This window comes from Nostoc sp. (assembly GCF_036917775.1).
Classification (GTDB): domain Bacteria; phylum Cyanobacteriota; class Cyanobacteriia; order Cyanobacteriales; family Nostocaceae; genus Nostoc.
Map to the genome: position 1 here is coordinate 19,941 of NZ_JBALEQ010000008.1, position 24,562 is coordinate 44,502.

Sequence of the window (24,562 nt, forward strand, 5' to 3'; positions counted from 1 at the left end):
TCAAACCTGCAAATCCTTCTCTAATAATAAATTAAATTAATTTACTGTTAATTAAATTAATTTTCGATGAGAATTACCTGAAAATTTTCTACTTTTGGATGTTTTTTCCTTGTATTAGTTTTTAACTACAATGCTTGAAAGTAGCTCTTGCTGTTTAATAGACATAATAGGAAAAAATTATTGATATCAGTGGATATACAGTGATTTTTTCCATAATAACAAATTAGCTTTACATTAAGTTGAAGTATTATGAGATTTCTTTTTCCTAGTGACTACTTTAATCCCAAGAAAGCGGATGCAGCATACCTGGAACAAGTTGCTTGTATGCAAGATGCAGGATTTGCAACTTCTGTTGTTTCTTTAGAGTTGCTGGCATCTGATTCATCAAAGATTATTCCAGTCCCCTATCCCGATTCAAAAGTGGTCTATCGTGGTTGGATAATCTCACCCTCTGATTATGAGTTATTAGTTGGAGTCGTGCGTAGCACAGGGGCAAGTCTCTTGACTTCTAAAGCTGAGTATTTAGCCACACACTATCTTCCTAACTGGTATCCTCTGATTGCCGATTTAACTCCAGAGACTAAATTCTATTCTGTTGATGATGATTTAGAGAATGAGTTGAACAGACTTGCTTGGAACGGATTTTTTATCAAAGATTACGTTAAATCTCTCAAAACCTCAGTTGGTTCCATAATTAATAAACCTTCGGAAATAGGAACACTGGTGTCTGAAATGCAGAAGTTTCGAGGCAGTATTGAGGGAGGTATTTGTGTGCGGCGGATTGAAGATTTTATTCCCGAAACAGAGAGGCGTTACTTTGTTTTATCTGGTAAAGCTTTTGCCCCTTTACCAGATGAAGAAGTTCCAGAGATTGTTGAAGAGTGTGCAAAGCGGATTGGAAGCCAATTTTTTTCTGTGGATGTAATAGAGCGTAGAGACGGTACTAAGCGGATCGTAGAAATTGGTGATGGGCAGGTATCAGATATAGTAGGATGGACGGCTGAACGTTTCGCTCAACTTTGGTTGGGGTGATAGGTAAGCAGTCGATAGTTATTCCCTGCATCAACTCTCTGTTGCAAACCAAGCGCGTAAAACCTCTGCCACTGTCCACGCTTGGGCAATACATCCCCGTGCAGTCATCGGAGCATCACCATCAAAAATTTCGCTGAGACTACCAACACCGTGTGTAGTAAGATGATTAGCTATTGGTTCTAAAAATTGACGAGCCTGCTCAGGGTTTTTGTAGACGCGCAGGTGTGCTAGAACGAATGGCCCCAATAACCAACCCCAAACTGTCCCCTGGTGGTAAGCCCCATCGCGTTGATACTGATTGCCACCGTATTTACCCTGGTATTGAGGATGGTTAGGAGTAAGCGATCGCAACCCATGAGAAGTTAGCAGCGATCGCCCACAAACTTCCACTACACTCCTTTGCTGGGCAGGTGTTAATGGGCTTTCTGGCAATGAAACGGCAAATATTTGGTTAGGTCGCAATGCTGCATCATCACCATCAGGACTGTCTAGAACGTCATAGCAATAACCTGTCTCTTCATTCCAGAATCGAGAAAATCTATACTTAGCCCGGTCTGCCATTGCCTCATATTCTTGGTGTGGTTTACCAAGGTGACGGGCAAACTTTGCCATTGTCCGTAAAGCATTATACCAGAGGGCATTAACTTCAATTGGTTTGCCAATTCGGGGCGTAACTACCCAATCGTCAACTTTGGCATCCATCCAGGTCAGTTGTACACCTGTAACGCCTGCAAAAAGTAAGCCATCGGCCGCATCGAGATGGATGTTGTAGCGTGTACCGCGACAGTGCCAATCAATGATGTCTGCAAGTATGGGAAAGAGTTCACCAAGCAAAGTATCATCATCCGTAGCGCTGTAGTAGGCGCGAACTGCTTCAAAGTACCAGAGAGTGGCATCGACTGTATTATATTCTGGTTGCTCGCCTGCATCAGGAAAGCGATTAGGCAGCATTCCTTGGTCTACGTATCTAGCAAAGGTGCGAAGAATTGAGCGTGCTACCTCTGGACGACCAGTGGAAATTGTCAAACCAGGTAGACTAATCATGGTGTCGCGTCCCCAGTCGCTAAACCAGTGATAACCAGCGATGATAGTCTTACCGTAGGGGTCTTCTGGCATTGGACGGTCAACAATAAACTGGTCAGCAGCTAGTATTAGTTGCTTGATCCAGATAGGTGATTCCTTGGTCTTGAGGGGTTGATTAGTTTTCCAAATTCCTGTTAGCTTCTGCTCTTGAGCGCGACGTAACTTAAGTGCAGCTTCGGCATTGAGATTTGCTTGCTTTTCTGTGCTAGCTACATAAGCGATCGCTTCCCCAGGATTTAGTGTAACCTCAAAAGTCGCAGCGTGGAGATGGTCTTCTCTATCTCTCAATCCCCGATAGCGTTCAACAGCCAAGTCAAAGCCATAATACCAATCGTGGACAACAGATGCACTACCGCTATCACTCAGTAGATACAGTGGTACAGCACCCGGATAAGCAGTTACACAAATCCCCTGTTCCACCTGCTCAATAGACATCTTCCAACCATTACTTTGGGTGTCGCTGTGATAATCGCGGTAGTTGACCATTGCTTTGAGGGTCAACTTCAGAGGTTGCGTGGCACGACGCAGAGTATATTGCACATAAGTTGTATTAACACCTTGTTGCATCCACACCCGTTTTTCTAACAAGGCATCGGCAACAGCAAAACGCCATAAGGGAATTGTACCTTCTAGAGAAAAACGTTCAATATTTTGATAACCGTGAGGGCTGACAGTCTCATCAACCCAACGATTGGTATCTAGAGAATAAGAGCGATTGTCATACAGGATAGTTTCATCTAGTTTTGCCAGCAGTAAGGTACGACCTAAAGGTGGTTTCAATGCTGCTACCAGTAATCCGTGATAGCGGCGCGTCAATAAACCAGCCACAGTTCCAGAAGCGTAACCACCAATACCGTTAGTAACTAACCATTCGCGTGACTCTGCCGTGTCAAGATTGCCGCAGATTTCCCGCCCAAATTCTATACACATAAGTCAACACTTTTTCTTGGGATCAATATTTGGATTATGGATTATGAATCCTCTAGTGTGCTGAGAATGGTATAAAGAGTTCTAAAATCTTAACTGGCGATCGCGGTTAAATAAAATACATCGTCTTGAGTAATATCAAATACAGGTATCCTTGGTAAGACATTTCTGCAAGTAGAAGCTAAAATAGCGATCGCTCCTCTGAGACTTTCTCGCACTGTTGTTTGGTGTCTAACTGCGATCGCTTGTAGTTATATTACCTGATACCTACGAAGATGCAGCAGATGCCGGAATATTTCCAGACCATTTATACATTTGCTAAAAAAACTACTATAATTTTCAGTTTGTAAGTAATTAGATATAAATAAACTTAACCACATCATCGTAAATAGAGCAGACTGAAGTCAAGCGCTTCTTCTGCTACGGTGATTCTAAATTAGGATTATGAGATACAGTATTCCATCACTTCATTAGAAAAATCGATAAATGGAAAAATATCAACTCAGCCCAAAAAACTGGTCACAAGAAACTTATATTAAAGCTTTAAAAAAAGCAGCATACGCACATCAAGGTCAAAAAATGGCAGGTTCAGAAATACCTTACCTCATGCACTTGAATCTTGTAAGTATGGAAGTAATTGCAGCCCTAAGTGTGGAAACAGAAAATGATGGAAATCTTGCTATTCAATGTGCTATTTTGCATGACACAATCGAAGATACTAATACAACATTTGAGGAAATCAGAACCGAATTTGGTGAATCAGTTGCTAATGGTGTACTTGCACTGACTAAAGATGAAAATTTTGCAAAAAATCTCCAAATGGCAGATAGTTTACAAAGGATAAAAAAGCAACCAAAAGAAATATGGATGGTGAAATTAGCGGATAGAATCACTAACCTGCAAGCACCACCACATTATTGGACTCAAGACAAAATTATTCAATATCGAGAAGAAGGTATTCAAATTCATGAAGCTTTGCAGGATGCAAGTCCATTTCTTGCTTCCCGCTTGGCAAAGTTAATTGAAGATTACAAAGCATTTATCAAGTAAATAGTATTTTGTGAGTCAAATCACACTAGCCACCTAAGCACTGCAATAACATGATATTCATACATAAATTCTTACATACAAAATGATGGAATTACTTGAACTAATGTTGGTGCTAGCTACAGTAGTTGGTGTTACAGACGGAAACACAATTTTGGTTAAAAATAATGCCGGACAAACAATTCCAGTCAAGCTAGCGTGTATTAATTCACCAAAGGCGGCTGGACAGGCGTATACGTTGGCAGCAACACAAAGATTAAAACAGCTACTACCACCTAAAACTCCTGTTGTAATTAGAAGTATAGAACAACTCGAAAATGGTCGTACAGTTGGTGAAGTTTTTGTAGATAATCGATCAGTAAATCTCCTTTTGGTAGAGTCAGGTAATGCTGTCGTTGACAGAGAATCTTTACAAAATTGCTACGAAAGCAAAACCCAATATTTAATTGCAGAAGCTAATGCTAAAAATAAGCATCTGGGATTGTGGCAGCAATCAAAGATGCAATTAAAGTTTCATAACAAGTAATATCATCGGTTGTTTGGGAGCAACCTCAGATGTAATTGATATCAGATATCTAGTGGTCTATCGCATTAGTTATGATTGGTAAATACGTTTGTAGTGAGGACTTTAGTCCTCAAATATTCAAGCACTAAAGTGCTGACTACAAACCACTAAAAACTTTTGCGATAAACCACTAGATAACACCAATTTTTACCAATCAGATAGCTATGATTGCTTTTTTAATATCATCAATCAATTCATCAATCCTTGATTGTGTAGTGTTCCAAGAACACATAAAACGTACTCCTCCCACACCGATAAATGTATAAAACTGCCAGTTATTTGCTTTTAAGGTGTGAATGACTTGTTCAGGTAATTTCACAAATACGGCGTTGGCTTCTCTGGGAAACATCAAGTCAACGCCTTCTATATTTAACAGTTGATTTTCCAAATATTCAGCACATTGATTAGCATGTCTGGCATTTTTTAGCCAAGCACCTGTTTCTAATAAACCCAACCAGGGAGCAGAAATAAACCGCATTTTTGAAGCTAACTGACCTGCTTGCTTGCATCGATAATCAAAATCTTCTGCTAACTCTTTGTTGAAGAAAAGAATTGCTTCACCTAATGCCATTCCATTCTTAGTACCACAAAAGCATAATACATCTACTCCAGTTTTCCAAGTAATTTCAGCAGGGCTTTTATTCATAGCGGCAACTGCATTTGCAAAACGAGCGCCATCCATGTGAATTTTTAAATTATACTTTTTCGCCACTTCTTTGATTTTTAGAAGCTCTTCAATAGAATATAAAGTTCCTAATTCAGTTGATTGGGTAATACTAATAACTTTAGGCTTTGGATAATGAATATCAGTGCGTCTAGTGACAATTGCCTCTATAGATTCTGATGTTAACTTGCCATTTTTCCCTTGAGCGAGTAAAAGTTTAGAACCATTAGATGCAAATTCAGGTGCGCCACATTCATCTGTTTCTATATGAGATGTTTCATGGCAAATCACGCTGTGATATGACTGGCAAAGGGCAGCTAAAGATAAAGAATTTGCGGCTGTACCATTAAAGGTGAAAAATACTTCACAATCAATTTCAAAGAGTTCTCGAAAATAATCTGTTGCTTTTTGAGTCCATTCATCATTCCCATAAGCTGGAACACTACCCTGATTTGCTCTAATCATATATTCCAGTGCTTCTGGACAAATACCAGAAGAATTATCACTTGCAAACTGTTCTAAATTGCTACTCATAATCTCTACTTTGATTTTTCTTAGTAATTATTACAATATTAGTAAATTATTTTTGTAGTTGACAACTACAAGATTTAGAAAAAATATTATTATTATCTAAAATTAGATAATAACTCTGCTCATGGCAATAACTTCAGATGGTAATCAATTAAAGATTTTTAGACCAATCGTAAATTAATTTGAAATAACTATCAGCCTAGTTTTTAAGATAAGTTAGTAGTTCGCAGAATTTTATTTGCAAAAATAAAATTGCTATATCTTACATTAAACGGTTAATTATTTCTTGGCTTTTGTTTGATTAGTTATAGCCTCTAATAGGATGAATATACTATTAAATGGATTTGCTAATTTCCACAGAAAGCTGGAGTCTTAGTTTTCCTTTACTGAGATATTAAGTTACTACGGTGTATTCCTGAGTTTTGGGTTGAGAAGATTTTGGGACATTGAAAATGGTAAATAAGTAAATGTTATGCTAGAAAAATAAAGTTTGCTAATTAGAATGACAATCATATACTTATAATGTACTATACAATGCCCTGCCAGTAGCTTGCTTCCTTGTAAGGGTACAAATTGGGGAACCTGCCCAAGGCACCGGCTCACCAATGACTAATGACTAATAACTAATGACTGAACCATTGATTGAACTAAAAGGTGTTTCTAAGTCCTTTGGTAGCCATAAAGTTCTAGATAATGTAGACTTGACCATTTACCGGGGAGAAGCACTAGGGATTATTGGGCCATCAGGGACTGGTAAATCAACAATTCTACGGGTGATGGCGGGGTTACTTGCTCCTGATGAAGGAGAAATTTATGTGCAAGGAGTGCGGCGGGACGGTTTGATTGAGGATGGTGGACAGCCAGTTGGCATTGGTATGGTGTTTCAACAGGCGGCGCTATTTGATTCGCTGACGGTGGAGGAGAATGTGGGATTTTTACTTTATCAAAATTCAAAGCTGTCGCGATCGCGCATTCGAGATTTGGTAAAAGAAAAATTGGAGATGGTCGGTTTGCCATCAATAAGCCACCTTTACCCAGCCGAACTTTCCGGGGGAATGCGAAAACGGGTAAGTTTTGCCCGTGCAATCATGTCTAACCCCGATAATCCCTCAGAAGGCCCAGAGGTTCTATTATACGATGAACCAACAGCCGGACTCGATCCTATTGCCTCAACTGTAATCGAAGATTTAATCCGCTATTTGCAATGTTTGCATGGAGTTTGTAGTACTTATGCTGTTGTTACCCATCAAGACAGTACTATTCGCCGTACAGCTGATAGACTTATATTTCTCTATGAAGGTAGAGTGCAGTGGCAGGGTACAGTTAGTGAGATATACAACACAGAAAATCCCTTGATCAAACAATTTATGAGTGGAAGCGTGCAAGGGCCGATTCAAGTCGTCGGTTGAAAAGTGAAAAGTGAGGAGTGAAAAGTGAGGAATGAGAGTTAAATTCAATTCATAACTCATAACTCCCAACTCATAACTAATTATTGGGTAGAGGAAAAATATGCGAGGTCTTATGACAAGCCGCTTCGCGTCTGGGCGAACATTTAGAGAAGGCTCTGTGGGGTTGTTGCTCCTGGTAGGACTAGGAGTATTTGGGTTACTCTTTTTGTGGTTAAATAGATTTACTGCTGCTGGCCGTTCATACAAAATTATTGTAGAATTTGCTAACGCTGGCGGAATGCAAAAGGGAGCAATAGTTCGCTATCGAGGTGTTAAAGTAGGAACTATTTCTCAAGTTCTACCAAAAGCGAATGCGATTGATATAGAAATTGAAATTGCCCAAACTGACTTAATTATCCCCCGGAATGTCGTGGTGGAAGCTAATCAAAGTGGATTAATTAGCGAAAGTATTATCGACATTACACCAAAAACAACTTTACCTCCTGGGGTTGTAATTGCTAGACCCCTAGATAAAAGTTGCGATTCCAGTCTGATAGTCTGTAATGGCTCTCGCTTAAAAGGTCAGATTGGCATCAGTGTTGATGAATTAATTCGCAGTTCAACCGATCTAGCCTCATCATACAATGACCCCAAATTTTATAGAAATGTCAATAGGGTTTTAGAAACTACCACAAGTGCAGCATCCAGTTTTACCCAGCTAAGTCAGGATTTACAAAGTTTGACTAAAAGCTTGCGACAACAATTAAATACATTTTCAGCCACTGCTAATTCAGTGCAACGAGCGACAAACCAACTTAATACATCTGCAAATCAAACAGTAAATAAATTTGGTGCAACTGCAACTCAAGCAAATCGTTTGCTCAACAATCTGGATAATCTATTGACAACAAATCGTTCTTCGCTGGTTAGCGCTTTAAATAATATCACCGAAACCAGCAACCAACTACGTGTTACAGTCAGTAGCCTATCACCATCTGTCAATCGATTGACTCAAGGAGAATTACTCAACAATTTAGAAGCTCTTTCAGCAAATGCAGCGCAAGCCTCAGCTAATTTACGCGATGCTTCTAAAACTTTAAATGATCCCAAAAATGCGGTGCTGCTGCAACAAACTTTAGATTCAGCACGAGTCACCTTTGAAAATACCCAAAAAATTACATCTGATTTAGATGAATTGACAGGCGATCCTAATTTCCGAAAAAATTTGCGGCAATTGGTGAATGGTTTAAGTGGTTTAGTCTCTTCTACACAAGATATGCAGCAACAAGTACAAGTTGCTACTACTCTAGATTCGATCAAAGCTGCTGTCAGCAAACCAAATAATCTAATTCCTACCCCAGCACCAACTCAACAAGCAATGTCTAATGACAAGTCGCTACCTGTCTATGATGTTAATCCTTCACCTGCTAATTTTGAAAGTAGTGACATCAAGCTTGAACCAACCCCCAGTCCATCTATTCCTAATTCATCCCAAGAAGTCTTGTTAAAACAGCTGCGGGAGTATGGTAAGCAACGAGAGCAACTGGAGACGGAAAAATAGGCAATAGACATCTCCAGAAATTAATGATGCGTGACTTAAAACTTTTGTAGAGATGTTGCATTGCAATGTCTCTACATTCTTTTTCACCAGATGTTTAATTTAGCGCAATCGTTCAACAGTGGAACCCAATACGGTTCATTTAAGGACTACTGGCAAAAATTTTGGGGTTTTGAGACGCGATAAATCGCCGTCTCTACAAGTGTTTTGCTCTTATCTGAACTCTATTGGGGTTGGTAGGATATTCAAAATATTAAAAGGTTAACAAAACTATATTGGAAAATCTGTCCCTTTCTGAGTTGGAGAGGGACAGACTTAAACTTGAGTATTGCGCTATTGGGTGCGTTAACGAAGTAACGCATCATTTTGATTTAGCTTGTCACAGTACGTTAAGCAAAGGCATAACGCACCTTTTTATCTTAGAAAAAGTAGACTTAGACAAACACGAACCGAGTATCTGTTGCCAAATTGCGGTTTAATCCGCTTTCCACAACCGCAATTAATTCTAATTGCGTCCCATTATTGGCGAAAATGCCCACAGATGAACTACTAAATCCAGATACTGATGCTGATCCCAAGAAGTAATTGTCAGCAGATCCTTTTAGCTGAATCCGATCGCTTGCTTGGAAGCTAACAATATCGGCGTAATCACCATTGCCGGAATTGGCATAGAAGACTGAACTGGCATCACCCAAAATGTAAGTATCTGCATCTCCATCGCCGTTGAGTCGGTCAATTTCGTTTGTGCCGCCTCCCCAAGCAATCAGGCGGTCATTACCACCACCTCCAGCCAGGATGTCATTGCCAAGCCCACCTAGAATGGTGTCATTACCTGTTCCACCATTGAGGTTATCATTACCTGCTCCACCATTGAGGTTGTCATTACCTGCTCCACCATTGAGGTTGTCATTGCCAAGTTCACCTAGAAGAATGTCATCGGCTGCTCCACCATCGAGGATGTCATTACCTGCCCCACCTAAAAGTGTGTCAATGCCATCGTTCCCTAAGAGGGAGTCATTACCGCCCTTGGCATCAATGTAATCATTGCCTGCTGCACCACTGAGTGTCTCATTGGCATCAGTGCCGATGATGCGATCGTTGCCACCTAGAGCATTGAATACGCTCACACCAACAAGTTGGTCGATAAAGATAATGTCGTTGCCAGATGTCGCCTTGTTATTGGCAACAGTCAGGTCAAAGGTATCGCTAACACTGCCACCTTTGCCATCAGCAGCGGTAACAGTGACTGCAAAAATGCCAGCTTGGGAGATATTGCCGAATATCAGACCCATGTTAGCGATATCAGATCCAGTGGGTAAGCCCGTAGCAGTGTAGGTCAGGGTGTCGCCTTGATCGATGTCAGCAAATTTGTCACTGACGTTGAAAGAGAAAAGCTTGCTTGTGGAGATGATTCTGTCTTCAAGGGGTTGCACTAACGTCGGAGCATCGTTGACACCAGTGACGCTGACGTTAACGATCGCAGTCGATTGTAAACCTTGACTGTCTGCGATCGCATAGCTAAAACTATCAGTTGCAGTCTGCCCTTGGGATAGAGAGTTAAAACTGGAGGCTGTGTAAGTCAGGTTTTGTGTGGTTGGGTTAAAGGTGACTGTCCCTTTTGTGCCTGTCGTGTTAACAGCAATGATGTTTTTAGTGTCTCCTGCGTCTGGGTCAGCATCGTTACTCAGTAACGTGGCAAAGAGATTAAGTGTAGTTGCGTCTTCGGCAACGTTGATTGTATCAACTACGGCTGTAGGTGCTTCGTTGACATCGTTAACTTGGATGGTCAACACCTTGTCCACAGAAAGTCCACCATTATCCGTGCTGCGTACCCGAATGCTGTAAGCAGATTTGGTTTCAAAGTCTGGGGAAGCGTTGATTTTTAAGGTGTTGTTTGTGATCGCAAAGGCCGCGTTATCAGTGTCACCAGTTCCAGAAACTAAGCTGTAAGTGAAAGTGTTGCCGGTGTCCGGGTCTGTAGTACTAAATGTACCAATTACAGTATTGGCAGCCACATTTTCATTGACATTTGTAGCACTCAATGCGATCGCTGTGGGAGCATCATTTAAATTAAATCGAGCCACACTAGGGTCATGATCGCTATCTTGATCGGCAAATTCTGAGTTGACGTGAACGACATCATAGGCATCTAGCTTGCCAAGCAAGTTGCTACTAACTAAAAGGTGGTCGAGTGTTTGGGCATTGCCTTCAAAGTTGTAGGTGTAACGCTCATTTGCAGGCAGAGTTTCAATTAAAGAAGTCAGTCCAGCGCTTTCTAGAGTGGTGACAGGGTTGGAGAACTCAAAGTCATTCAAGTCACCCGCTACTACTACATTGGCATTAGGGTCGATCGCTAAAATACTTTGGACAAAGTTTTTCACCAAGGTAGCTTGTTGCTGACGCTGGACTTCGCTGGTGAGAGTTGGCGGTTGATTCACGCCAAATAATGGTTGGTCGCCACCTTTAGAATTGAAGTGGTTGCCAATTATATAAACAGTTTCACCCTTGAAAGTAAATTCACCAACTAACGGTTTACGACTCGCATTAAAAGCCGAGTTGGTGGGGTCAATCAAACCAGGACTATCAGAAAGAGTAGGAACACCAGAGACGTTGGTAACTGTGGTGCTGGAGGTGGAAGTACCACCGGGGCGATCTACAAAGTTGACACGAGTAGGATTAAACAAGAAGCCTACCCGGATATTTCCCCCAGGTTCACCGCCATTTGTACCGTTTACTGGGTCAATTTGGCGATATTGATATGTGGGGCCACCAGCCGCTGCGATCGCATTAATTAATGTTTGGAAGGTGGTGCTGGCATCAACTACGCCATTATTGGTTGCCCCGTTATTGTCCTGAATTTCTTCCAGACTAATGATATCTGGTGATTTCAGATTGTTGACAATGCGGCTGGCAAGGTTGTTAAACTTGGTTGCCCCATCACTTGGGTCAAGGTTTTCGACGTTGAAGGTAGCAACTGTCAGTTGGTCAGTGGTGGGAGTTAAATTGGTGACTTCTCTTTGCAGGGTACTGTTCTGTACTACTGTGGGAGCAGCCGATACTAAAACTTCATAGTTGCTAAAGTCGTAGTTAACGACACCAGTAACAGTGCTAAGTTGCGTACCAACATTAACCTCAGGTAGCACTAAGGCATTGCTGAGATCATCGATCTGAATCCGTTCAGGATTAAAGTCTGAGGCACTAATTAGGCTACCACCGCGAGATGTACGCCCAGTGGCATTTGCTCCATTGTCTGCTAATACCCAAATTTCTTGTGATGTCCCAAAGTTTCCTGTGGGTGAAGTGGAGACTGGGTTATTAACCTGTACTCGCATTCCTTCTAAACTTTCGTAGAAGTCGATGCCATCTTGAGCAGGGTCAAAGGTGGTGGTTCCAGTTTCGATATTACCAGTAGTATCGTTATCGATTACTGTAGTTGGGATAGTTCTACCGCCATTACCCAGAATTGTGGCAGTTGGCAAAGCATTGCCAGTGGAAACGGTGACAATTGTGGGGCTAGTAATTTGTGTTACCGTCAGGTTATTTGCGTTATTACCGGGACGAAACTCCGTGACTGTTCCATTAACTAATATGGAATCGCCAACGGCTACCGTTGGGGCTGATGAGGTGAAGACGAAAATACCTTCAGATGTGCGATCGTCGCTATCTGGGTTGGGGTCTTGCAAGTAAAAACCGTTACTAGCCGTAGCTGTGACAATTCCGGCTACATTGCTAACGGTTTGACCTCTCAAGGCTGAGATATGCCTGATGCCTTGAATGTCGTGAATCCGAATTGCGTCATTATCAGCGATCGCCACTGTTGCTGTTGCAGTACCTAGAGTATAGTTGGCGCTGCTATTTAGAGTCAAAGTGACGGTTTCATTTCCTTCAATTGTCGGATCATCTACAGGTGTAATGGTGATATCAACAAAGGATTGTCCGGCAGAGATCGTTGCTGTGCCTGTTAGGGTTGGTGTGTAATCTGCGCTTGTGGCTTGTCCAGCACCCGTGGCAATAGTATAATTTAACGTCAGGGCATTGGTAGTACTACCTGTGCGAGAGATGCGGAAAATGCCAGGGTCAGTGCCAGCTTCCGCGGCGTTAGCATCTTGGGCTAAGATTGCGATCGTGGGTAGAGGCGTAGCAATCGTTCCAGGAGAGCCGATTTCTGTGTTTCCGAGGGTATTAACGATTGAGAAAGCGCCATTTGTGCCAGCAACGCTGAACGCTGTGATGGTGGCATTGTTTAACAGCGCGGCATTGTCGAAAGTGGCAAATGGGGATGCGGCTGGAGATGCTCCGAAGGCGACATTAGCCTGTAAAGCACCAGTGGAATTATAGATATTCACGGCATCACCATTTGTACTCAAGCCTATGCCCGAACCAGAGTAGTTGCCGATTTTCAACCCGACTGGTGGGTTCGCACCGAACCAGTTGGATAGGAAAGTAGTATTGACGGTAGCTCCTTCTATGAAGATTACCGATTCACCTGCGCCGATGCTGGTGATACCACTCAAGGTGACAGACGAGGCGAAGTTGTTCGAGTCGTCGTCAATTTTCCAGCCCGTGATATCCAGGGCGCTCGTACCCTTGTTGGTAAGCTCAAACCAGTCTGCGGCGACGGGCGAGTTGTTATTGCCACTACTCCAAGGAGCTACTTCAGTGATAAAGATACTGCTGGTGGTGGGATTCTCATTGACATCGGTTACTGATAAGGTAAATGCCGTAGTTGCGTCTGGGTTATTGCCGACGGTGGTGTCATTTACATTGACGCTGACGTTGTAGCTGGTCTTAGTTTCAAAATCTAGGGTGGTTCCTGCTTTCAGGAACAAAGCATTATCTGTAATCTCAAAGGAGTTGGCATCTGCACCAGTCAAGCTGAGGGTATTTGTTCCCAGAGCGTCATCACTGACGATAATGTTGGCGACTTTAAAGGGAGTTGCAGTACTGGTGCTTTCTGACAAGCTGGTGACGGTATTTGCAAGGCTGACGGCTACAGGGGCTTGATTGGTATATGTAAATGAGGACGGTGCATAGACCCAAAGTTGAGGGTGATCGATATCACCTCCGCCATTCTCGTTAACGACATAAATCAATCCATTCTTGTCCACTGTGATTCCTTCATTCCCCTGATCCACAACGGACAAAGGATTACCTGGATCGGAGACAATGGTTAATGAGCTAGAGATATTTCCAGTGCGATCAATGTTGACGATCTTGCCCGATTCTTGGCTTAAGATTAGCAGGCGGCTGAAGTCGGGTTGCCCGTTCAAGGCTGATACATTCGACAATGCGAATACATCTGCGAAGTCCGCAAGCCCAGCCAAAGCTGGATCGAAAAGGTTGGTAGAGTTGACTGTGGTGGGCGAACCGTTACTTGCAGTTCCCGCCGCAAAATCGATGTTTGTTTGAAAAATTCCTTCGGGTGTAATTTCCTTAACTGCGATGAAGCCACCAGTCTGTGGGTCATAGGAAATACCTTCGATGCCAATATTTCCAACCGTTGTACCGAGTTTTACGGTCTGTACATTACTTCTGGTAAGGGTGGTTCCTGGGGCATAGGTAAACAAATTAGCCTGTCTGTCTCGCTCCTCAATCAAGACAAACTTGCCGTCACCGACATAGGTAAGCCCTTCTGTATCATAGAATTCCGTTCCTTGGGGACTACTGCCAGAAGCTAGCGTCATTGAGTCGATTAATTGTCCCGTCTTCGATACTTGTACGATCGCTCTGCCGCCATCGCCGACAACGAACAGCGTGTCAGTATCCTTGTTATAGGTAACTGCCGAGACTTCTTGAGCCAGCAAGTTGTTTGTTGGTGCAGTGGTTCGGGTAGGTTCGGGTAGGTCGTAACGTCCAATGCGGACGTAGGTGGAGAGATCGATGGAACTTACCGCCGTATCGTTATCAGCGATCGCTACTGTTGCAGTAGCAGTAGCAGTAGCACCTAAAGTATAGTTGGCGCTGCTATTCAGATTCAGAGTGACGCTTTCAGTTCCTTCAACTGTCGCATCATCCACAGGTGTAATGGTGACATCGACAAAGGATTCTCCGGCAGCGATGGTTGCTGTGCCTGTTAGGGTTGGTGTGTAATCTGCGCTTGTGGCTTGTCCAGCACCCGTGGCAATGGTGTAATTTACCGTTAGGGCATCAGTGGTACTGCCTGTGCGAGAGATGCGAAAGATACCAGGGTCAGTGCCAGCTTCGGCGGCGTTGGCATCAGTGGCTGCGATCGAGACAGTGGGGGTTGATGCGGCGATCGCAAATTCTGTCGAGCTAAAAGGTACATCAGGAGCAGTACCATCAATACTTTGATCGCCAGTACCGTCTTGTGTCTGCCAGTTAGCGGGATTGTTAATCAGTGGGAGATATGAAGCGAAGTTTGCTTGTCCACTGCGAGAACCATTGTATGCAGCAATATCTACATCATCATCAACAGTTAAGAAGTCAATGGCATTAGTGCCCACTGTCAGTCCTGTGCCAGTTAAAACACCATTTGCAGTACTAAACCCACCATTAGCGATCGCTGTGATAAAAGTAGGAGAGGCTGCACTTCCCTGATAGGCGTAGATAGTCTCGTCATTAGCACCAACACCCCTGTTTCCACCCCGCCCAGTAACGCCACTCGCGGCGGTTCCTGTGCTTGCGGCGATCGTTCCAGTTCCGATGTTGTCGATGCGGACAATTGTACCTGCGGTTACTAAAGAAGTAGCTGTCCAACTAAATGCACCTTCATTTGTGTCAACCCACGCAGTGCCATTCCACTCATTGTCCTCGAAAATAATTACTTCACCAGGGTTAATGTCAACCAGTGCCACAAAAGCAATGTTGTCATTTCCATCTGCATTAAAACCTACAAATGCGATATTTCCGGCTGAAAGCGCCATAAATTCTCCTTAGAAGTTGTTTTCACGGTTATTTATCCTGACAACACCATTTATGAGGGCATTACAGGCTTAGGTTTCAAAGTCTGAAAAAATCAACCAAATAAAAGAAAGCGATGTATTAAGTGCGATCGCTCTTGGGATTTATCCAAAGTTGTCCGCACTTCGTAACGGTCCAAAAGCGATCGCTACACCAAGCACAGCAATTACACTTATTGGTGGGGCGATCGCGTTCCATAAACACAAAAGGATAGATGCAATAACTTACTTCAGCATTTGAACGAACATAAGACAAGATCATCATGAAAGACCGAAGTAAATAGCAAAAAATAACTACATACTTTATTAGTATTAATTCGTACTTATCAACTTCAACGTATCCCGATAAGTTTAAGAAACAGCTAGCAAAAGGTTAAAAAAACAAATCTTTGGCATGAAATTACGCTCAGAGGTAGACTCATTAGATTGAAAATTCAGCAGATCAGAGGCGATGTAATACTTCTCAGATAAGTATTTCCACCTCTGCTGTAATCTGGGAATCTGTTTTGAGGAAAAGGGGAAGGAATGACTTTAAACCCTTCCCCTTTAACCGATAAGTATTGAGAGGTAGCAATATCTTTTCGGATAAACCCAATAATCTCTCTTTTGGTCTGGGGAAAGGTTAAAGGGCAAAGGGGAAAAGGTAAATTCAAACCCTTTCCTTTCCTACTTAACCGAAAAATATTGGTAGCGATCGCCACTTGTTATTTTTTGGTCAACTCAGGGAACTCTATTAATACGGTTCAGTAATTCGCGCAGCGTTGGCCAGAGAAAGGCTTCCCGTAAGGTAAGCAACTGGTATTGGTTGTTGTGGGTTCAGTTGAACTGTGTTGTAAGCATAACTTTGAGTTTTGAGGATCGGCTGATGGATAAATCAATTATTCAGTTGGTTGACGAATTACCAACTGACAATATCACTGTCAAAGTTTTAAAGGCTCTTGATTATGTAGCGCCAGGTGAGTGGAGCAATTTGACAGGGTTTGAAAATAGTATTCGCAGTATTACTGGAGAAACCGATGCTAAGGTAATTCAGAGAATCCGCGATCGCGCTGTCGCATTATACGAAGATCCTCAAAAAGGCTACCAGTTCGCAATCAAGCTTTATCAAACAATTGATAAGGCAGACACAGCGATGGCGGCAGCAGCTTTAGCGAATAAAGTTAGTGAAAAAATCAGCTTTCTGTCTTTTTTAGGCAACATTACTCCCAAAGCTGATGTAACTCAATCTATTGATTTGGCACTGAAAATCGCTGTCGAAATCATCGCATTTTGCAAACTAAATGGTATTCCTCAGCCTAACCCCCAAGAGTTTGCTAATTCCCTTACTAACAACTATCAAAATGCCTCCTTAATGCGGATGGTAGCTTTAGTTTGTATAGACGGAATTCTGCCATTAGGCCCCGACTTTCTTAGCAAAATTCACGGAGTTATTAGTGGCACTGATGCTGGTGCAATAACTCAAAATCCGGTTTTCTTAGCTGTCAATAACTTTTTACCAGGTAATAATCCTTCTGATAAAGTTGGTTTTATCGGTCAGGCTTTTAACTCTGTACAAGGTTGGATGAATAACTTAGTATCTAAGACAGGTGTAACTCCGCAATCAATTTCTAGTCATTTGGGTAGTTTTATTCAGATTGCTGATGATAATTTAGATTTTGTCGCAGTATTCTTAGATCAAACTACCAATTACTACGAGCATACAGGAACTCAAACCGTCGCTCGCGGCCTGATTTTGGAAGCATACACTCTAGTAAAAGAGGAAATTAAACAAGAGCAACAAAAGCCTATTCAAGATGTTTCGTCAGCTTCTGCTGTCAAGTCAGATAAAATTCAGTATGAAGTCAGCAAAACAGTAGAAGTCTGGGATAGTGAAGACGAAGATTGGTATCAGGGAACAATTGAGAAAATCCAAGATGACCAATTCTTTATTCATTACCTTGGCTACGGTTCATCTTATGACGAGTGGGTAGGTGAAGATGATATTCGAACTCGCGATCTTCGCGCTGCGGATGACAATGGATATGCAGTTGGTCAAAAAGTAAAATGTTGGGATGAAGACCAAGAGGCTTGGTATTCTGCAACGATTCAGCAAATCCAAAATCAGCAATACTTTGTTCACTATGTTGGTTATGACTCATCTTATGATGAGTGGGTTGATAGCGACGAAATTTCTTAAGTACTGAATTAGCACGGGGTCGGTGAGAGCAATATCTCCGATGGGCTATTCGATATCGCGCCCTGTGCTAGCATACAGCATTTTTCAAAATTCATAATTGAAGAAGAGTTTTCTAAGTCATAATTTATGTTGAGATAAGAATGGTTCAAATGAGTGATAAGCGTCATAATTACGAAAATGTCTAGCGTATAAATCAACACCATCACTAGCTGATTCAAAACTATCATCCAATACTGGATTCACATCTATTACCTTTTTCAAAGACCAGATAATAGTTTCTCCATCCTCATTTTTATAGCTTATTTCTTCTTTTTTTGCATAACTTATAGCTTTTTCTTTGGCTTTTTTTAAAGAACTAGATTTGAGCAACACAAAGCATTCTTGGTACAACGGTTGATAATCCTGTGCATTGGAGGATGATTCATAAAGAATTACGGCAATGTAGAAGGATTCCTTTTTATCTGCACTTTCGGGTTTCATACAATTAATTTCCTTCAAGACTACTTCTTGAATCTACCATCATTCAATAACTTCCAAGCCCTTTTGCCAGGGGCTGATTTATCGTTTTTGATGTCTTCTAAATAGGAGTTTAAATACTGGCTGGGAAACTCCCGTCTAATTGATGCTTTGCAGCACGTACTAATAAAAGTATCAGCAAATAAACTTAAGTTGTCGTTTGCTTCACAACTTCCACCTGGTCTAACTTGACTTATTACCAAGGACAGCTTGAATAAATGTGCATTCAATGAATATGTTACAGTCTGGGAATGGGTAGCCATCGGTTGCAGAACCAATCCTACAAGGAAAAGACCAACCAGTGGGTTAGGTAGAGGTTTTTGTAGCATTGGGAAACAAACCTTTTTAATTACGAATTACAAATTATTTTGATACTTGCGCTACTATATCCCCTATTGCCTTCATGCAATCAATATACGTGAGGAGTAGTGCAGGTTAAAGAGATGACAGAAGAATTTAATATACAACGTGCAGAAAATTTGATTGCGATCGCAGATCAATTCACCCAACAGGGAAAGGTTACAGCCGTTAAAGCCTTTGGAAGTGGTAATATCAATGACACTTTCTTAGTCACTATAGATTCCCCAAAAGAACAACATTTTGTCCTGCAACGCATCAATACACAGGTGTTTCGTCAGCCAAAACTGATTATGCAGAATATGCGTACCTTCACTGAGCATATTCATAAACAGTTACAGCATATCTCCCTCAATCGTCGCTGGGAAATACCGCGCGTACTATTGACAAAGGATGCTCAAGACCACTGTCAGGATGCAGACGGCTCCTTTTGGCGGGCGATTAGCTTTATTGAAGGTTCCCAGTCTTTCGATACTATGCGCGATCGCTCACAAGCGAAAGAAATCGGTTATGCCTTGGGGATGTTCCATAATTTAATCAGTGATTTGCCACCAGAAAAACTCGCTGACACTCTTCAAGGATTCCATATTACACCGCTTTACCTCCAGGATTACGAAAAAGTGTTGGCGAAAACTAATGCTAGCCAATCTTCGGAAGTTAATTATTGCTTACAGTTTGTTAGCGATCGCCAAGCATTTGCATATATCCTAGAAAATGCCAAAGCTGAGGGCAAACTACCTCTGCGTCTGATGCACGGTGATCCCAAAATTAATAACGTTATGTTCGACACTGTTACTCAGCTAGCCGTCAGCGTCATCGACCTCGACACCGTTAAACCCGGTCTGGTACATTACGATATTGGCGATTGTTTGCGATCAGGCTGCAATCAAGCTGGAGAAGAAACAGAGAATTGGGAAAGTGTTCATTTCGATACTGACCTTTGTCAGGGAATCTTGCAAGGCTATCTCTCTGTGGCAAAGGCGTTTCTTACCGATAATGACTATGAATATATATATGATGCCATCCGTCTCATTGCCTTTGAATTAGGATTGAGATTTTTTGCTGATTATTTAGCCGGGAATGTCTACTTTAAAGTTAAGCACCCAGAACATAACTTAGCAAGAGCGATCGTGCAGTTTAAGCTTACCGAAAGTATTGAATCTCAAGAAACGCAGATTCGTAACATTATCAAAGACTTGAAATGAACAACCAGATATTTTCCCTACAACCATTCCCTTCTACTGAATCGCTGCCTAATTTGAAAATTGCAGGCAATATCAGCCGAAATGGTAATCAATTTGCCATCCACTATCTGCTTAAAGGCGATTTAAAAGAAATTGCAATTGCCCAACCATCAAACACATCGTCACGCAAGCATGAATTGTGGAAAGATACCTGCTTCGAGTTCTTCCTTGGCATCAAAAATTCTCAACAGTATTGGGAATTCAACCTGTCCCCAGGTGGACACTGGAATGTTTATCGCCTTGATGGGTATCGTCAAGGAATGCAAGAGGAAACAGCTTTTGAAAATCTCCCTTTTAATGTTCAAAATCAATCTGATAGTTTAGCACTAGCCTTAAATGTTGATTTAGATAAAATCATTTCTATGGAACAAGCAATTGAAGTTGCCATTACTAGCGTTATTAAAGATAGAGATGGTGAAGTAACTTACTGGGCGTTAACTCATCGAGGCACAGAGGCTGACTTTCATCTGCGAGACAGTTTTATCATTGAGTTGTAATGATCCCGATAGAGAAGTTTCTATTCAAGCGCAACGCGCAATTCAAAAGATTCAATTAGATAAAAACTCTCTTCCCTAGTACCGTTTTTTGTGAAGCTGCAATAGATGAATGGTTTAAGGTTAGATACAAAAAATATTCCAGCAGAGGGCAGCTTTTGGCTTTATCTGCTGGAGACTCTAAATGTGAAACTTTTAGGAATCGACTTTAGTAGCGATTGTTATTGTTGCGGCGGGCATTACCACCACCCCAGCTACCACGAGGAGAACTGCTTCTATCCTCACGAGGTTTAGCTTTATTCACTTTCAAGTCACGTCCCATCCATTCAGCACCATCAAGTGCATCAATGGCAGCTTGTTCTTGTGTGTCTGATTCCATTTCCACAAAAGCGAACCCACGAGGCCGGCCTGTTTCCCGATCTGTGGGTAGTTGAACACGACTTACTGTTCCGTATTCTGCAAAAGCCTGCTTTAAGTCCTCTTCTGTAACCTGATATGACAGGTTCCCGACGTAAATTGACATAGAAGTCTCCGAATTCAGGGAGTGTAGAGAGTTAAATTCGGAGAGACGGTTTTTAGAAATCAAAACTAGTTACTCAACCGAAAATAATCTTTATCTCCATGAGTTTAGCACAGCCTTCAGCCTTTGAATATCGTCTAATAGTGAATTTTATTCACAAATCAAACCCTTAAGACAGGTTTGCAGACTTCTCCATTGGCTGGCTTTTGTTGCTTTTACTATAAAAGTTACACTTTTAATCTGCGATCGCGCAGTTATTCAGTGTTTTGAAAATTAAGCTGTGGACTGAAAGGTAAAGATTATTATCGGTAGTGGGTGCAATCATAACATGACTAGCTGTTTTAAAAGCAAATTAAAAATATTCATCCTCAAATACTCAATTCGCTATGGTCGAACTGCGCTAGAATCTTTTCTGCTTGCTGGCACAGTGCTTCGTGATATTCACCATGACTCGCCAGCAAACCTCCCCATTGATTGATATCACCAGTGTTATATTGCAACGGAGCGCCGTTAAAGTGGGTAAACTTACCACCAGCTTCTGTTAAAATCAGTTCTGGTGCTGCCATATCCCAATCTTTGGGCGCAGACTTACCAGAAAGGGAAATGTAGATATCTGCTTGTTGCTCGACAATTGTGGCGATTTTGCAGCCGACACTACCCACAGATTTCTGATTTTGACAGGGTAAATTTTGTAGCAAGTAATCTAAGCGCTGATTGCGGTGAGAGCGACTCACCACTAAGGTTAAATCCTCAATTGGTTTACCTGACAACACTTGTAAAGGAACAGAGCCATCACTGGTTTCTACAAATGTCCCCCCACCTTTGGTAGCGTAATATAACTTTTCTGCCTCTGGTACTGCCACCACTGCTAAAACCGGGCGTGTTTCCTTGACTAAAGCAATGTGAACTGCATAGTCCCCAGTTTTTTCAATAAAGTCTCGTGTGCCATCCAAAGGGTCAATTATCCATACCCAAGGGGTAGAAGGGTGTGCGCCTGTCGTTGGCGACTGATAGGTTTCTTCGCTGATGTAAGCAAAATCTTCGTTACCCAAAGCTGCTTGTAGCTTCTGCAAGATATATTGACTCACAGCTACATCAGCAACGGTAACAGGCTCATTTTGTTTATATTGCACATCTAAGTTAGGGTCTTTTGCGGTGCCGTGGTAGTACGATCGCAGTATATCTGCTGCACCCCAACCTATCTCACGAGCGATCGCTAATATTTCTTGTAAGTCTTTCATTAAATTTACCTTTATTAACCTGATTAATCAGCACTTTAAATCCATCCAGCGCCGAGTGCCAAAAAATTTACAAGAATCAGCAGCAATATTAGCTGCCAGCGCTAGCGCATCAGTAAAACTTTCCCTTAAAATGTAATTACAAAAAGCACCGTGGAAAATATCTCCAGCCCCTAATGTATCAACCGCGTGTATTTGCGGCACATCTACGATACCAGCTTTAGTGCAACTCAAGTATTTAATTGGTTTTTGTCCGTGGGTAATGGCGATGTCAGGAATGTCAAAGCCAGTCAGATAGGCAAAAACGTCTTCTCCAGTCTGACAGTTGGGGGGATAAAAATTAGCTGAACAGATGGCATAATCTACAAACGGCAAAATTTGCTCAAATCCAGGCTTCCAACTGCCACCATCAATTACTACTGGGATATTTTTGGCTTTAGCTGCTTGGGCTATGAAATAACTTACAGCCATTTGATGCCCATCAATCAGTACTATATTGACATTTTGCAAAATATCTGAAGGGATAGATGCGCTGCTGGCTTGAGTTTTGACAGCATTGATTGAAACCACGGCTCTTTCACCTGTGCCTTGGGTGACAATGATTGAGGAGACAGGCGGTGCTAAATCAGTGGTAGGCTCAAGGTCTGCGATCGCAACTTTGTAATTTGCTAAATCACCTCGAATTAGCTGTGTCATTGGATGAGAACCCACTACACCTAAGACTGTAGCTTGATTACCTAAATGCCTGAAAGTTACAGCTGCGTTTGTTGCTGGGCCACCTGCCGCTACAGTATAGTCAGTAGCGACAATCTTCTGATTATTTTTGGGGGCAGATTCAGCAAGGTAAATCAAATCTAAAGTTACTAAACCGACAAATAACCCATGATCCGATTTTGGATTTTCAATTTTGGACGATCCATTTGTCATATATGTTCGTATAGCTGCATAAATTATTATTTTTAACTCTTGTACAGACGCGATTCATCGCGTCTCTCTTGTCTCTCCTGCACAGACGCGATGAATCGCGTCTCTACAAAAACTCCTAATCTCTCATGCAAACCGATCCAAAACCAAGAACACTTTACGTTGTCGGTACACCCATTGGCAACCTGGAAGATATAACCTTTCGGGCGGTGCGAATTTTGCAGACTGTCGATATCATTGCTGCGGAAGACACCCGTCACACAGGGAAATTATTACAGCATTTTCAAGTTAAAACTCCCCAGGTGAGTTACCACGAACACAATCGTACCAGTCGCATCCCGGAATTATTAGAGCATTTAATTAACGATAAAGCGATCGCACTTGTGAGTGATGCGGGAATGCCAGGTATTTCTGATCCTGGATATGAACTGGTGAAAGCCTGCATTGAGGCGGGGATTTCAGTAGTTCCCATTCCTGGCGCTAGTGCAGCAATTACCGCTTTGAGTGCATCTGGATTACCAACAGATCGGTTTGTCTTTGAAGGCTTTCTGCCGGCGAAAACTCAACAGAGACAAGAATATTTAGAATCTCTGCAAACAGAATCTCGCACATTGATTTTCTACGAATCGCCTCACCGCTTGCGAGATACTTTACAAGACTTAGCACAAGTTTGGGGAAGCGATCGCCAAATTGTGCTAGGGCGGGAGTTAACAAAATTGTATGAGGAATTTTGGCGGGGGACAATTGCCGAAGCGATCGCTCACTACAACCAACGAGAACCCCAGGGTGAATATACATTAGTCGTGGCAGGAATTCCAGCCAGTCAGCCTCAACTGACAGAAGAGGAATTGAAAGCTGAATTGAAAATGTTAATTAGTCAGGGAATATCGCGATCGCAAGCTAGCCGTCAGTTAGCAAAATTTACCTCCCTTCCCCGTCGCCAACTTTATCAACTAGCTCTTTCTTTAGTCGTTACTCCTGAGTCTTGAACCACTAATAAAAATACTACTAGGGCTTACGCAAAACCATACCCTGTAGGAGCAATTGATCTATAGGAATCGGGTTTGATTTCTGAAAATATACGTAGGATGTGTTAGCGACAGCGTAACGCATCAAACCTATGATCATAGTGCGTTACGAACTCCGTTCTAACACACTCTACATACCTAATTTTGTTCAAAAATCAAATAGTAATCCTATAGATACAGAAAGGCTTTCCGTAGGGTATTTCCTCTACCGGATAATCAGTGAATATTCAAATGATATCTAAAGATTTTTGATTTTAGTTCTCTAGATAGATCGGTAATTTTAGAGGCAAACTTTAATATGAAATAGTCGAAAGGAAACGACAAAGCACATTCTCACAAAGGAAAGATTC

19 protein-coding genes are annotated in these 24,562 nt (G+C 42.0%); 9 read left to right on the forward strand and 10 right to left on the reverse strand.

Going from position 1 to position 24,562, the window contains the following annotated elements; all coding sequences use genetic code 11:
- The first annotated feature begins 249 nt into the window (after positions 1-249).
- Complete coding sequence (locus tag V7K69_RS00720; RefSeq protein WP_335030626.1) at positions 250-1,032, forward strand: ATP-grasp domain-containing protein; 783 nt, start codon at positions 250-252, stop codon at positions 1,030-1,032.
- Between the two features lie 30 nt (positions 1,033-1,062).
- Here the strand turns inward: V7K69_RS00720 and V7K69_RS00725 are convergent, their stop codons facing one another.
- Together V7K69_RS00725 and V7K69_RS00730 are read right to left on the reverse strand one after the other, a co-directional pair.
- A complete protein-coding gene (locus tag V7K69_RS00725; protein ID WP_335030627.1) occupies positions 1,063-3,045 on the reverse strand; it encodes an amylo-alpha-1,6-glucosidase in 1,983 nt (660 codons plus the stop codon).
- Positions 3,046-3,134: 89 nt separating this feature from the next.
- Positions 3,135-3,260, reverse strand: a complete 126-nt coding sequence (locus tag V7K69_RS00730; RefSeq protein ID WP_335030628.1) for a hypothetical protein — start codon at positions 3,258-3,260, stop codon at positions 3,135-3,137.
- A gap of 268 nt (positions 3,261-3,528) precedes the next feature.
- Here V7K69_RS00730 and V7K69_RS00735 point away from each other — a divergent pair, with 268 nt between their 5' ends.
- The gene (locus V7K69_RS00735; RefSeq protein ID WP_335030629.1) at positions 3,529-4,092 is read left to right on the forward strand and encodes an HD domain-containing protein; all 564 of its coding nucleotides are present in this window, start codon (positions 3,529-3,531) and stop codon (positions 4,090-4,092) included.
- 82 nt (positions 4,093-4,174) lie between these two features.
- The gene (locus tag V7K69_RS00740; protein WP_335030630.1) at positions 4,175-4,615 is read left to right on the forward strand and encodes a thermonuclease family protein; all 441 of its coding nucleotides are present in this window, start codon (positions 4,175-4,177) and stop codon (positions 4,613-4,615) included.
- Positions 4,616-4,808: 193 nt separating this feature from the next.
- Here the strand turns inward: V7K69_RS00740 and V7K69_RS00745 are convergent, their stop codons facing one another.
- The gene (locus V7K69_RS00745; RefSeq protein ID WP_179074972.1) at positions 4,809-5,852 is read right to left on the reverse strand and encodes a threonine aldolase family protein; all 1,044 of its coding nucleotides are present in this window, start codon (positions 5,850-5,852) and stop codon (positions 4,809-4,811) included.
- 623 nt (positions 5,853-6,475) lie between these two features.
- On the opposite strand from V7K69_RS00745, the gene V7K69_RS00750 reads away from it, so the two are divergent.
- Together V7K69_RS00750 and V7K69_RS00755 are read left to right on the forward strand one after the other, a co-directional pair.
- Positions 6,476-7,258: an ABC transporter ATP-binding protein gene (locus V7K69_RS00750; RefSeq protein WP_335030631.1), complete on the forward strand. Its 783-nt coding sequence runs from the start codon at positions 6,476-6,478 to the stop codon at positions 7,256-7,258.
- A 100-nt stretch (positions 7,259-7,358) separates the two neighbouring features.
- The gene (locus V7K69_RS00755; protein WP_335030632.1) at positions 7,359-8,798 is read left to right on the forward strand and encodes an MlaD family protein; all 1,440 of its coding nucleotides are present in this window, start codon (positions 7,359-7,361) and stop codon (positions 8,796-8,798) included.
- A 431-nt stretch (positions 8,799-9,229) separates the two neighbouring features.
- On the opposite strand, the gene V7K69_RS00760 is transcribed toward V7K69_RS00755, so the two are convergent.
- Complete coding sequence (locus V7K69_RS00760; protein WP_335030633.1) at positions 9,230-15,679, reverse strand: SdiA-regulated domain-containing protein; 6,450 nt, start codon at positions 15,677-15,679, stop codon at positions 9,230-9,232.
- A 118-nt stretch (positions 15,680-15,797) separates the two neighbouring features.
- Complete coding sequence (locus V7K69_RS00765) at positions 15,798-15,980, reverse strand: hypothetical protein (protein WP_335030634.1); 183 nt, start codon at positions 15,978-15,980, stop codon at positions 15,798-15,800.
- Positions 15,981-16,580: 600 nt separating this feature from the next.
- Here V7K69_RS00765 and V7K69_RS00770 point away from each other — a divergent pair.
- The gene (locus V7K69_RS00770; RefSeq protein ID WP_335030635.1) at positions 16,581-17,891 is read left to right on the forward strand and encodes a Tudor-knot domain-containing protein; all 1,311 of its coding nucleotides are present in this window, start codon (positions 16,581-16,583) and stop codon (positions 17,889-17,891) included.
- Positions 17,892-18,008: 117 nt separating this feature from the next.
- Here the strand turns inward: V7K69_RS00770 and V7K69_RS00775 are convergent, their stop codons facing one another.
- A complete protein-coding gene (locus tag V7K69_RS00775; RefSeq protein WP_335030636.1) occupies positions 18,009-18,371 on the reverse strand; it encodes a DUF4288 domain-containing protein in 363 nt (120 codons plus the stop codon).
- 20 nt (positions 18,372-18,391) lie between these two features.
- Positions 18,392-18,736, reverse strand: a complete 345-nt coding sequence (locus V7K69_RS00780) for a hypothetical protein (RefSeq protein ID WP_335030637.1) — start codon at positions 18,734-18,736, stop codon at positions 18,392-18,394.
- 114 nt (positions 18,737-18,850) lie between these two features.
- Here V7K69_RS00780 and V7K69_RS00785 point away from each other — a divergent pair, with 114 nt between their 5' ends.
- Entirely contained in the window at positions 18,851-19,969 is a 1,119-nt protein-coding gene (locus tag V7K69_RS00785) for a phosphotransferase enzyme family protein (RefSeq protein ID WP_335030638.1), read from the forward strand.
- The gene (locus V7K69_RS00790) at positions 19,966-20,505 is read left to right on the forward strand and encodes a DOMON-like domain-containing protein (protein WP_335030639.1); all 540 of its coding nucleotides are present in this window, start codon (positions 19,966-19,968) and stop codon (positions 20,503-20,505) included. Before V7K69_RS00785 ends, V7K69_RS00790 begins: the two co-directional genes overlap by 4 nt.
- Positions 20,506-20,710: 205 nt before the next feature.
- On the opposite strand, the gene V7K69_RS00795 is transcribed toward V7K69_RS00790, so the two are convergent.
- The 3 genes from V7K69_RS00795 to V7K69_RS00805 all read right to left on the reverse strand — a co-directional run bounded on the left by V7K69_RS00795 (position 20,711) and on the right by V7K69_RS00805 (position 23,187).
- Positions 20,711-21,025 (reverse strand): RNA recognition motif domain-containing protein, encoded by a 315-nt coding sequence (locus V7K69_RS00795; protein WP_012408942.1) that lies wholly within the window; start codon positions 21,023-21,025, stop codon positions 20,711-20,713.
- Positions 21,026-21,390: 365 nt separating this feature from the next.
- A complete protein-coding gene (locus V7K69_RS00800; protein ID WP_335030640.1) occupies positions 21,391-22,263 on the reverse strand; it encodes a 3'(2'),5'-bisphosphate nucleotidase CysQ family protein in 873 nt (290 codons plus the stop codon).
- A 27-nt stretch (positions 22,264-22,290) separates the two neighbouring features.
- Complete coding sequence (locus V7K69_RS00805; RefSeq protein ID WP_335030641.1) at positions 22,291-23,187, reverse strand: sugar kinase; 897 nt, start codon at positions 23,185-23,187, stop codon at positions 22,291-22,293.
- 125 nt (positions 23,188-23,312) lie between these two features.
- On the opposite strand from V7K69_RS00805, the gene rsmI reads away from it, so the two are divergent.
- On the forward strand, positions 23,313-24,173 hold the full coding sequence (gene rsmI / locus V7K69_RS00810) for a 16S rRNA (cytidine(1402)-2'-O)-methyltransferase (RefSeq protein ID WP_335030642.1): 861 nt from the start codon (positions 23,313-23,315) through the stop codon (positions 24,171-24,173).
- Positions 24,174-24,562: the final 389 nt, after the last annotated feature.